The organism is Streptomyces griseoflavus (genome assembly GCF_014649995.1).
Lineage (GTDB): Bacteria > Actinomycetota > Actinomycetes > Streptomycetales > Streptomycetaceae > Streptomyces > Streptomyces griseoflavus.
The window spans coordinates 24,783-35,547 of the sequence record NZ_BMUC01000015.1 but is presented as its reverse complement, the minus strand read 5'-3'; the positions used below and the strand labels follow the sequence as shown (position 1 = coordinate 35,547).

Sequence of the window (10,765 nt, the reverse complement as noted above, 5' to 3'; positions counted from 1 at the left end):
GTTCCGCAGTGGACGGGCCGGTGACATCGACGAACACACCGAGGCGCTGCTCTCCCTCGGGTTGTTCAGCCCGGACGAACTTCGGCATCGGGTGCAGGACCTGTCGTACGGACAGCGGCGCCGCATCGAACTCGCCCGGCTGGTGACCGAACCGGTCGACCTGCTGCTGTTGGACGAACCCACCAACCACCTCTCGCCCGCACTGGTCGAGCAACTGGAGGAGGCACTGACCAGCTATCAGGGCACGGTCGTCGTCGTCACCCACGACCGTCGCATGCGCTCCCGCTTCAACGGCGCCCATCTGACGCTGCGGGACGGGCACGTCGCCGAGTTCACCGCCACCTGATCGCCGAAGCGGTGCGCAGGAAGGACGGGGGGCCAGGGGCCCGCCCCTCCGCCGAGGAAGAGCCCCGCGCTGGGGCGCTCACGGGGATGCGGGTCGGAGGTCGGCCGGAGGTACGTCGGGCAGGAGACGAGTGAGGTCGAAAATGGTGGGATTCATGTCCGCCGCCATGCGCAGCAGGGACAGCGGCTGTGTGCGCAGCCCGATCACGGTCGCCCGGCGCTCCGGGGCGCCACCGGCGGTGGGGGTGAAGAGGAGGTGGAGGCCGGCGACGTCCATGAAGGGCGTGAGGGCCAGGTCCCACTGCAGGTCGGTCACCTGCAGTGGCAGCGCGTCGACGGCGGCGCGCAGCGGGGGCAGGGTGTCGAAGTCGATCTCTCCGCAGGGGGAGATGCGTGCGGAGGTGCCGTGGATCGTGGTGGTGATGTTCATGGGGGCGTGCCCCCTTCCGGGGTTGTGAGCCCAAAGACGAAGCACCCCCGTTGAGGGGTGTACGACAAGGGCGGGGGTCGGGTGCCCGGGGTGGGGGCAACGCCCGAACTCCCCAAAGAACGGCATCAGGAGATGCCGATCGGTCTCGTGGTCTTCCCCCACTGTCACACAGATACGTCCGTGGCCATGACTGTGAGCACGAGGACGTTGTGTGAAGCGCGCCACCCGGCAGAACCCGCCCGGGCTGCGCAGGGCAACAGCTCAGAACTGCTGCCCATACGGCAGACAGGGGAGCACCTGCTGCTCTCCCGTCACCGGCGAAGCGCCGGTTGGAGACAACGTCGGCGGCCGCTCCTTGGTGGTCGACGCCGAAGTGCCCGACGGCGCACGTGACTGCGTACGCAGCCTGCACGGCGAGCTCGACACCGTCGGGCACGGCACGGTGTACGTGAAGGTCACCTACGAGATTTCGTCTCTCGACCCGTCCTGGCGGCAAGCAGTGAAAACGGCTGCGACCGCACGCCCCCCCCGCGGTGCACCTCGTCCTCCTACCGGCAGGCAGTCAACGACACCGACATCCCCGAGCGCACGAACTGGGAGGGCGAACCCTCGGGTTGGCAGCCGGCCGCCACGAACGGCGATCCGGGCTGCGCGGGCATCCACAAGATCCTGCCGGAACCGCCCGAGCACCTGTGCGCGTTGCTGCCGCCGCTTGCGCGCCGCTGATCCCCCGATCAAGGCCCGCCGCCACGCGACCCCGACTACGCTGACCGAGGCGGTTCACAGGCTTGGGGGGCTTCGGATGGATCCCGCAGTCATCGGCACACGCCTGGCGTCGAGCGTGGTCGCTCCGCTGGTGCGGAAGCTGCTCGTGAAGGAGGGACCGGGCGCCGGACTGGTCGACAGACCCGTGAGACTGTCGAGCCTCGTCTCCTTCCGTGGCGAGAAGCGGACCTTGAGCGAGAAGGACGTGCGCGCACTCGCCGCCCGCCTGGTCCGCCAGGCGGCGGAGTCACCGGGAGAGGCGCCCTTCCTCCGGGACGAGGAGACGGCGGTCACGGATGCGCTGACGGCCAGGCTGCTTGTACTGGGCGAGCTCGAGATGGACGACGTTCAGGCGGTACGGCTCGGCTACCGGGAGCTTGCCCGCACCCTTCACCTTCAGGCCGCCACCCGGGACCTGTCCGCAGACGCCTCGCTGTTCCTGGACTCCCTCACCGAGTGGGCCTGCCTCCACATCATCAACTTCTTCACACAGCGCTCGACTTTCGTGGCCCGCACGCTCGTGGAGCAGAGCCGGGACCAGGCCGAACTCATCGCCAAACTGGACGTGCTGATCGCCCGCACTCCACGGCCGGACGGCCGTGACGCCGCCTTCGAGCGACGCTACCTGTCGTACATCACCAAGAAGCACGGCCGGTTGCAGATCTACGGCATCGACCTGCTCAACTCTCCGGGCAAGTGGCCGCTGGACGTGGCGTACATGCGTCTGGAGGCCACGTCGCCCGTGGACGCCTACGAGGACTTCCTGCGCCGGCACCCCCGGTTCCGGCAGGGACGTCAGCCCGTGGACGAGGCCCTCGCCGGTCACGACCGCGTTCTTCTGCGCGGCGAGGCCGGCTCCGGAAAGACCACGCTCATCCAGTGGCTGGCCGTCTCCGCCGCGCGCCCGGACCCGGACGACCGGATGGCGTATCTCGCCGGTCTGATTCCCTTCGTTCTTCCCCTGCGTACCCTGACCCGCCACGGTGGACAGCTCCCCGCCCCCAAGGACTTCCTGGCCGCCGTGGGATCACCCCTGGCCGGTGAGGAGCCGCCCGGCTGGCCCTCGCGCGTCCTCACGGCCGGACGCGGACTCCTCCTCGTCGATGGAATCGACGAAGTCCCGGAGAGCGAGCGGGCACATGCGCACGGCTGGCTCAGCGACCTGGCCGAGGCCTACCCGGGCAACCGCTGGCTGGTCACGTCCCGCCCGTCCGCCGTGGCGGAGGAGTGGCTGACGGCCGAGGGATTCGGCGAACTGAGGCTGTCGTCGATGCGACCCGCGGATGTCCGGTCCTTCGTCGGACGGTGGCATGAGGCCGCGCGCACGGGCGTGTCCGCGGATGACGAGGCGCTGGCCTCGTACGAGAGCCGGCTCCTGGACTCCATCCGGACCAAACCCGATCTGGGGCGACTCGCCACCAACCCGCTGATGTGCGGCCTGATCTGCGCCCTGCACCGGGACCGCCACGGCTTCCTGCCGATCGGCCGCAAGGAGCTGTACCAGGCAGCGCTCAGCATGCTCCTCATCCGCCGTGACCGCGAGCGCGGGGTGACGGGCCCCGAGCTGAGGGAGGAGCCACAACTCCAGATCCTCCAGCGGCTCGCCTACTGGTTGATCAAAGACGGCCGAACGGAGCTGACCCGCGACCGGGCGCTCGCCGAGATCGGCAAGGCACTGCCCGCCCTGCCCGAGATGGCGGCGCTGGGCGACCCCGAGACGGTCCTTGCCCACCTGCTCAACCGCAGCGGTCTGCTGCGCGCCCCGACCGCTGAGACCATCGACTTCTGCCACCGCACCTTCCAGGACTTCCTGGGGGCGCGTGCCCTCCTCGACGAGGGCACGTTCGGGATGGTCCGCAAGCATGCCGCCGACGACCAGTGGGAGGACGTCATCCGCATGGCGGTGGCCCAGGGGCGTCCGCGCGACCGGGCGGACGTCCTGCGCGAGCTTCTGCACGACGGGTCGGCCCGAGCCGTGGTGCTCGCCGCATCCTGCCTCGAACAGGCCACGGAACTGGACCCCTCTGTACGGGCCGAACTCGAACGCAGCATGTCCGCACTGCTCCCGCCGCGCACCCCTGAAGCGGTGACCACACTCACGTCGGTGGGACCCCTCGCCCTCGACTTCTTGCCGGGACCGGAGGAACTGGCCGGCGCGTGGCCCGCCTCGGACAGCGACGACTACGCCCAGCTGTGCGTCAGAACGGCCGCCCTGATCGGAACCGACGAGGCGATCCCGTACCTGGCTCGCTTCAACAACCACCCGTCCCTGCGTGTACGCAGTCAACTTGCCCTGTTCTGGCACCGTTTTCCCATTGAGGCCTACGGCAGGGAGGTCATCGCCCAGCTCCCGTACGACGACCTCTACCTGATAGCTCACTCCGTGGCAGAACTCCGTGCCCTGCGGGAACTGGGTGGCCGCCCGTGGATGAGGCTGGTGGGCGACTTCACAGCCACAAGCCTCCTCGTCTACCTGGATCCGGGCCAACTCACCCGCCTCGACCTGCGAGGCACCGTCGACGACATGTCGGTGCTGGGCGAATTCCCCCTCCTGGAAGTCGTTTCCGTTTCCGAGTGCCCCGACGACACTCCACTGGCGAGTCTCCAAAAGCTGCCCAAACTCAACCACTTACAGCTGTCAGCACGGCACGCCGCCCGCTCCGCCCGATCGGGTGCGCGTTTCCCCCAGGTCCGCCGTCTCGACCTCCACGACACGTACACCGATGCCATGCTGGAGCCGCTACCGCAGGCATACCCCTCGGTCGACACTCTGTGTCTGTACGCCGCCCCGAGCCCGGACCACCGCCTGGACCAGGCCGGCCTCCACGCCCTTTTCCCTCACGCGTCGATCAGCGTGACCGAGTAGGCGCCGATCAACGACACCGCGGGGTGGGACGCGTCGGCCGCTGACGACGGGTAAGGGCTGATGTGCCCGGCTGTGTTCGGCCGACCTCCCCGGACCTTCGCAGGGTGTCCGGGGCTGTGGCCGGGCAAGGCCGGGCTGGGCCGACCATGAAGTCAGCTCGGCGATGGTCTCTTCCTCAAGATCGACCGATCGGAGCATGTGCGGCATGACACGGGCGGCATCCGCGATGACGAACGCGTCGCGAGTATCGGTCCTGGCCTCGCCCCAATAGAGATCAGCGATCCGCCGCATCGTCAGCCCGGACAGATGGGCGACCGGGCACCCCACGTCCCGGGCCGCACCATCAGCAGGGGGTGCGGCAAGGAGGGTGGTGGCCGCCGGGTGGTAGGGGGCTAGCACCACCCCCGCCCGGGCAGCCAGCCGGATGGTCCACGGCGCCGGCCCTCCGTAGCGTTCCGGCCATGGAGATCACAAAGAGTGCGCGGTGGGGCCGGTCCGGACGGTGGCGTGCGGGGCTGGCCGTGGCCGGGTTCGCCGCAATCGGAACCGCATCGCTTCTCGGGCCGGGCGCCACGGCCGAGGCCATGGGCGCCGGCGGCGGGGACGCGCGGTCGCGGCTGCAGCGGGACGCGGACGCGGTACGGGACACGGGAGCCACCGGGCTGACGGTGCTCGCCCGGGACGCGGCCGGGCGTGAGACGCAGGCCCGGTCCGGCACCGCGAGCCTGAAGGACGGGGGCCGGGTGCCCTTCGACGCCTACTACCGCATCGGCAGCGACACCAAGACCTTCACGGCCGTGGCCGCGCTCCAACTCGTCGGCGAGGGCACGCTGAGCCTGGACGATACCGTCGAGGAGTGGCTGCCCGGGGTGGTCGCCGGCAACGGCAACGACGGCAGCCGCATCACCCTGCGCAACCTGCTCCAGCACACCAGCGGCCTGGCCAATTACACGGACATCGCCTTCGAGGACCCGGCGGAGCTGACGCCCGAGCGCTTCCACGCACAGCGGTTCCGCTCCCAGACCCCCGAGGAGCAGGTCGCCGTGGCGATGGGGCGCGCCCCCGGCTGGCTGCCGGACGCGGACGATCCGGGCGCCGAGACGCAGTGGGCGTACTCCAACACCAACTACGTGCTGCTCGGGATGGTCATCGAGAAGGCCACGGGCAATCCCTGGGCGCAGGAGGTGCACGACCGGATCATCGAGCCGCTCGGGCTGCGCCGCACGCTGATACCGGACACCTCGCCGTACGTGCCGATGCCGACGGCCGCCGGGTACACGCAGTTCCCCGGCCGGGACGACCTCACCGACACCACGCTGGCCGTGGGCGGCGGCGCGGACGGCGGCATCATCAGCACCACCCGCGACATGAACACCTTCCTGCGCGCCCTGATGGGCGGCCGGCTGCTGCCGCCGGAGCAGCTGGAGCAGATGCGCACCACCGTTCCGGCGCCCGGCTACGCCACCGACGGCAGGGCCCGCTACGGGCTCGGCCTCGCCTGGCGCCCGGCCGAGGGCTGCGGGGGCGGGATCTGGTACCACGGCGGCACGTCCTTCGGCACCGCATCCGAGACCGCCGTCACGCCCGACGGCCGGGTGTCGGCCGCGGCCGCTGTCTTCACCACGCGCTTCGGGGACGAGAAGCGCTTCCTCGAGCAGGCGGAGGCCGCGGTCCGCCTGCTGGACCGGGCGGTGTGCGGAGACCGGAAGCGCGGGTGACCAGGGGCGCACACCCGTAGAAGACACCCCATGATTCCTTCGACAGGAGTCGCATAGTCGGGAGCGCGGGCCGCGTGCCCTTCTTGGTGTCGTCCGGGTCCACCGGCAGCAGCGCCACTTCGCGGTCGAAGCTTCGCGGCCTGGCGGGACGACGGGACCGACCAGGTCATCCACGAACTCCTGCGCTGACAGGTCCGTGAGCGGGCCCCGCCGATTGGAGGACCCGACCCTGGCAGCCACACGGACACGCAGAGTGTCCGTGTGGCTGCCAGGGTCCCCGCCCCGACGACCGGACGCGACCCCGGAAAGCGGGTCCCGGGCCGCAAGCGTGGACTGGCCGTAGACGTGCTCGGCCTGGTCATCGCGGGCATCGTCCTCGCCGCGACGCGCATGACAACACGGCCGGCATCGCCCTGCTCGACCAGGTCGCCGAGCACACCGCGGGCACCGTTGAGAAGGCCCTGCTCGACCAGGGCGTCAAGACCCCTGTGGCCACCCACAGCACCACACACGGGATCGACGTGGAGATCGTCCGACGTAACCCGCAGGACATCGGATTCGTGCCGCAGCCGTGGAGGGGTTGAGCAGACCTACGGGATCTTGATACTGCACCGGCGCCTGGTCCGCGACTACGAGCACCGCCCGGCCTCCTCCGCCACCCGCCTCTACGGGGCCATGACCCACGTCATGGCCCCCGCCTGACCAGCGCGAAAACCCCCACCTGGCGAAGCGGAAGCGGTGACGACGCGACCATCGAGCCGCTGCCTGCCGCACTTGGGATCCAGGAGGACGCCGCCCGGTCCCTGGCCGATGCCCTCCCCACGCCTGGTCAAGCTCGACATCCTCACCGAGGTCGACACCGGCAGCTTCACCAGGAAGCAGTAGCTGCCGAGCATCGCGGCCAGCTTCCCCACACCAGCGTCACCCGGAAATGGACATCACGTCGCGAACCGCCCTCTGAGCCTCACGGCGTCGCCACCGGTCCGGACGACGCCGCCGGATGCAGCGCGGTCGGCGTCTCCGCCCTGCCGTTCAGCCTGTGTGCCGAACGGACCATCCACGCACCGGCGCATGCGGTCGGCCCACACTGCCGGAATGCGCATAACACCGGGCAGAGGGCGGAACAAGAGGTCCCCCGACTGTTGGGCGGCCATTACGGTTACCTGCCATCACCACGGAGCGCCGGCTGGAGCACCAGCCCGCTGTCGGCCCAGCAGCGGTAGGCACGCATGCCAGTTCCACACGCTCCGTACGCGTGATGCACAGCCCAACCCTCCACTGCCACCGAGAAGGACGAGGATCCACCATGACCCCCACCAGCCCCCCTCCTCACGAGCCGGGCGGCATCAGCCGCAAGAACCTGTTACGCGCAACCGTGGCCGCCGGCGCAGCCGTCCCGCTTCTCGCTACCGGTGGCATGGCCTTGGCCCGTGACGCGGTGCGCACCCCCATCACCCATTCACTTACGCCGACCCCGGCGTGCGAGGACGGCGACGACCTGACGCCGGACCAGATGGAGGGCCCGTACTTCAAACCGAACTCCCCCCTGCGAACCAGCCTGGTGACGGGCGGTACGGCAGGCACGCCTCTGACGGTGAGTGGTTACGTCTTCGGCCGCAACTGCGTACCGCTGTCCGGCGTGCTCATGGACTTCTGGCAGGCGGACAACGCCGGCGCGTACGACATGACCGGTTTCGCCTTCCGCGGCCACCAGTTCACCGACTCCACCGGTGCCTTCAGTCTCACGACGATCGTGCCCGGTCTCTACCCGGGCCGCACCCGGCACCTCCACGTGAAGGCCCAAGCTCCCGGCAAGCCGGTGCTGACCACCCAGCTCTACTTTCCGGGCGAGCCCCGCAACGCCACGGACATGATCTACGATCCCGTCCTCCTGATGAATGTGCGCAGCGCGGGCAACGGCAGGCAGGGCACCTTCGACTTCGTGCTGAATGTCGACGGCGTTCCGGGAGGTGGTTCCCCCACCCCGACCGAACCGCCGAGCGGCACCTGGGCGGTCGGCAAGAGCTACACCGCCGGCAACGTGGTGACCCACAAGGGTTCCTCCTACCGCTGCCTCCAAGCCCACACATCCATGGCCGGCTGGGAGCCGCCGAACGTCCCCGCCCTCTGGGCCCGGACGTAGGTGCACCCGGGCGGGGCTGCGCAGACCGGGCCCCTCCTGCGGCTGCGCCCTCACACTGCCAGAACGTCGAGAGCGCGGCTTGTTCCAGCAGGGGCGTGAGCTGCTGTGGTGGTATGTCGAGGAGGTCGGCGGGTTGAGCAAGGCCTCGGCGCTGTGGGGCGGCGTCCCGGTGGCGGTGCGGCTGCGGGGTTGCCAGCGGACGGTGATGCACTGTGCCGGGCTTGTGTGATCGCCATCCGGACCGAGACCCGTGCCGACTGTCGGTGGTGTTGCCCTTCCCGGGGCAGTTGCGCCTGCACGTGCCCGGGCTCGGAAGCCACGAGGCGTGGCTAGTGCCGCGGTGATCCCGCAGGGGTCGTGCTCCTCGGTTGGAGTCGGTGCGCGGTCTCAGTGAAGCGGTGGAAGTCGGCCCGTTCCAGCAGCCTCCGGACGGGAAACCAGGCCATCTGGCCGCGCACCGCTGCAGGAAGCATCCGGGGACCATCCACCGGCAAACGGGTTGGACCACCGAACCGTCCCGAAACGCGACCGGTCCGCGCGCTCGCGGAAGCCGGATTCTTTGCGCTCGGTGCCGCGGCGACGATCGAATCCGGAACGGTTCTGGCCGACAGACCGCACGCTCCTCGGACATTCATGATGCAGGTCACACGATCAAGTGCGATGACTTCGCCGTCCGGCCTCGGTCGTATGAGTGACATCCACGAGACGAGGAAGGCCAGCCATGACCCACACGCTCACCACGCCCCACACCACGCCGGCCGCACCTGCGCGGCCGGCGGCCCTGCGCGCCCTGGCCGGTGGCATGGTGGCGGGCCCGCTGTTCATGGCTGCCGGGCTCGCCCAGGGGTTCGGCCGGGAGGGTTTCGACTTCACCCAGAACGCGATCAGCCAGCTCGCCCTCGGTGAGGCGGGGTGGATCCAGACGGTGAACTTCGTGCTCACCGGCACCCTGCTGATCGTCGGCGCGGCCGGGCTCAGGCGGGCGCTGGGCGGTGACCCGGGCTCAGCGTGGGGACCGGTCCTGCTCGGGGTGTTCGGCGCCTCGTTCTGGGCGGCCGCCGTGTTCCCCGCTGACGCGGGGGCCGGCTTCCCGGCCGGTGCTCCCGACACCACCGTGCTGAGCGCTCACGGCACGGTGCACATGGCAGCTGGGATGGTCGGCTATCTCGCCCTGTGCGGCGCCTTCCTGGTGGTGGCCCGACCTCTCGCGGCCCGAGGCCACCGCGGCTGGGCCATCGCCTCGCGCTTCGTTCCGGTGGCGATTCTCGCCGGATTTGCGACCTCAGCAGTGACCGTTCTGGCCTTCACCGCCGGTGCTGGGCTCGGCCTGCTCTGGCTGGCCGCAGTAACGGCCCGGCTGGCCACCGGACCGTCGAATTAGCCGATCATTGGGGAGGGAAGCACAGCGCGCTGGACGGCCTCGGCGACCTCGCGGGCGGTCCTCAGCCGCCGCCGCTCGCGGGCCAGCAGCTGGTTGACGACCACGGCCAGCAGGGTCAGGGTGACGAAGGTGGAGAACGGGACGATGTCGGCGACGGCGAACGGCGTCCGGCCTCGCACCAGGGGCGCGGGACGGTCCGCCGCTGACATCAGGGTGGCATAGGCACCGAATCGCACTGCCCTGCGGCGGTGTACCCCCGGTGGTCTGCTGGCATGAAGCCGAGAGGTTGCGCGAGTCACAGCAGCGCCGGTGTCAGTCAACGTGACAGTGCCCCGCACTGAGCTCTTCGGCTGCGGCACGGATGCGGTCCTGGGAAAGACCGTCGACCGGAAGGTGGATCTGCAAAGCGCTGCCCTGGTCGGCTGCGAGCCGGGCCATGAGAGAGGCACGGAGGAAGTCTCCACTGCGCCTGTAGCGATCCGGATTCTGCGGCAGTATGTACAGGAAGGCGTACTCTCCGCCTGTGCCCTTGGGCCGGGCGATCCACATACGTTCGATCTCCGACCACGGCACGAGCACCTGCCCCCGGTCCCAGAAAAAGGCTTTCAGACGGACACCGTCCGTGGTGAATGCGGGGTTGTCGCCCCGTATCGCGGCCGCGGCCCCCGCAGAGACGAGCAAGAAGGCCACAGCGCACGCACGCGCCGCGCTGCTGCCGGGCGTGTCTGTGACCTTCAGCAGGACCGAGAGCGCCCCACACCCGGCACAGAGCCCGAGGAACGTCATCAGCCTCCGACGGGGCAGTTTTCCTCGTGGAATCCTCATCTCGAGCAGTGGCACGTCATCCACGCCATCCCCCTCCGCCCATCCATGCTCGAAGAATTTCAACTTCGATTCGTCAGTGGTGATCGCTGCTCGCTGAGGCGATCGGGGCCGTTTCGTCCCTGCGATTGCCTGCGATGTGTCGGTGTCGGTGTCGGTGTCGGTGTCGGTGTCGGTGCCGGTCGCTGGCCGTCACCGTCGGCCGTCTCGGCCGCTGGTCACCGTGGAGACACGTGACGGTCCGCCGCTGACCTAGGGTGACACGGGCAACGAATGGCACTCATAGCCCGACTTG

The 10,765-nt window shown here is 69.7% G+C and carries 8 protein-coding genes and 2 pseudogenes; 6 read left to right on the top strand and 4 right to left on the bottom strand.

Features of this window, described 5'->3' with window-relative positions:
- Window positions 1-346, top strand: a 346-nt coding sequence (locus tag IE172_RS34840) for an ATP-binding cassette domain-containing protein (protein ID WP_229886444.1), incomplete at its 5' end; no start/stop codon positions are given.
- 78 nt (window positions 347-424) lie between these two features.
- Here IE172_RS34840 and IE172_RS26740 read toward each other — a convergent pair.
- A complete protein-coding gene (locus tag IE172_RS26740; RefSeq protein ID WP_190099876.1) occupies window positions 425-775 on the bottom strand; it encodes an STAS domain-containing protein in 351 nt (116 codons plus the stop codon).
- 802 nt (window positions 776-1,577) lie between these two features.
- Here IE172_RS26740 and IE172_RS26735 point away from each other — a divergent pair.
- Window positions 1,578-4,406 carry an NACHT domain-containing protein gene (locus tag IE172_RS26735; RefSeq protein WP_190099875.1) on the top strand — a complete coding sequence of 943 codons (2,829 nt, stop codon included), beginning with the start codon at window positions 1,578-1,580 and terminating at the stop codon, window positions 4,404-4,406.
- Window positions 4,407-4,556: 150 nt separating this feature from the next.
- On the opposite strand, the pseudogene IE172_RS26730 reads toward IE172_RS26735, so the two are convergent.
- A pseudogene (locus tag IE172_RS26730) lies at window positions 4,557-4,742 on the bottom strand (IS110 family transposase); the annotation flags it as partial.
- A gap of 125 nt (window positions 4,743-4,867) precedes the next feature.
- On the opposite strand from IE172_RS26730, the gene IE172_RS26725 reads away from it, so the two are divergent.
- The 4 genes and pseudogenes from IE172_RS26725 to IE172_RS26710 all read left to right on the top strand — a co-directional run bounded on the left by IE172_RS26725 (window position 4,868) and on the right by IE172_RS26710 (window position 9,648).
- Complete coding sequence (locus IE172_RS26725; protein ID WP_190099874.1) at window positions 4,868-6,124, top strand: serine hydrolase domain-containing protein; 1,257 nt, start codon at window positions 4,868-4,870, stop codon at window positions 6,122-6,124.
- Between the two features lie 132 nt (window positions 6,125-6,256).
- Window positions 6,257-6,852: pseudogene (locus tag IE172_RS26720) on the top strand (transposase); the annotation flags it as partial.
- A gap of 578 nt (window positions 6,853-7,430) precedes the next feature.
- Window positions 7,431-8,267, top strand: a complete 837-nt coding sequence (locus tag IE172_RS26715; protein WP_190099873.1) for a dioxygenase family protein — start codon at window positions 7,431-7,433, stop codon at window positions 8,265-8,267.
- Window positions 8,268-8,988: 721 nt separating this feature from the next.
- On the top strand, window positions 8,989-9,648 hold the full coding sequence (locus tag IE172_RS26710) for a DUF998 domain-containing protein (RefSeq protein ID WP_190099872.1): 660 nt from the start codon (window positions 8,989-8,991) through the stop codon (window positions 9,646-9,648).
- On the opposite strand, the gene IE172_RS26705 is transcribed toward IE172_RS26710, so the two are convergent.
- On the bottom strand, window positions 9,645-9,857 hold the full coding sequence (locus IE172_RS26705) for a hypothetical protein (RefSeq protein ID WP_306432819.1): 213 nt from the start codon (window positions 9,855-9,857) through the stop codon (window positions 9,645-9,647). The two genes, IE172_RS26710 and IE172_RS26705, sit on opposite strands and share 4 nt — an antisense overlap.
- Window positions 9,858-9,960: 103 nt before the next feature.
- Window positions 9,961-10,536 (bottom strand): hypothetical protein, encoded by a 576-nt coding sequence (locus IE172_RS26700; protein ID WP_229886442.1) that lies wholly within the window; start codon window positions 10,534-10,536, stop codon window positions 9,961-9,963.
- Window positions 10,537-10,765 lie beyond the last annotated feature (229 nt).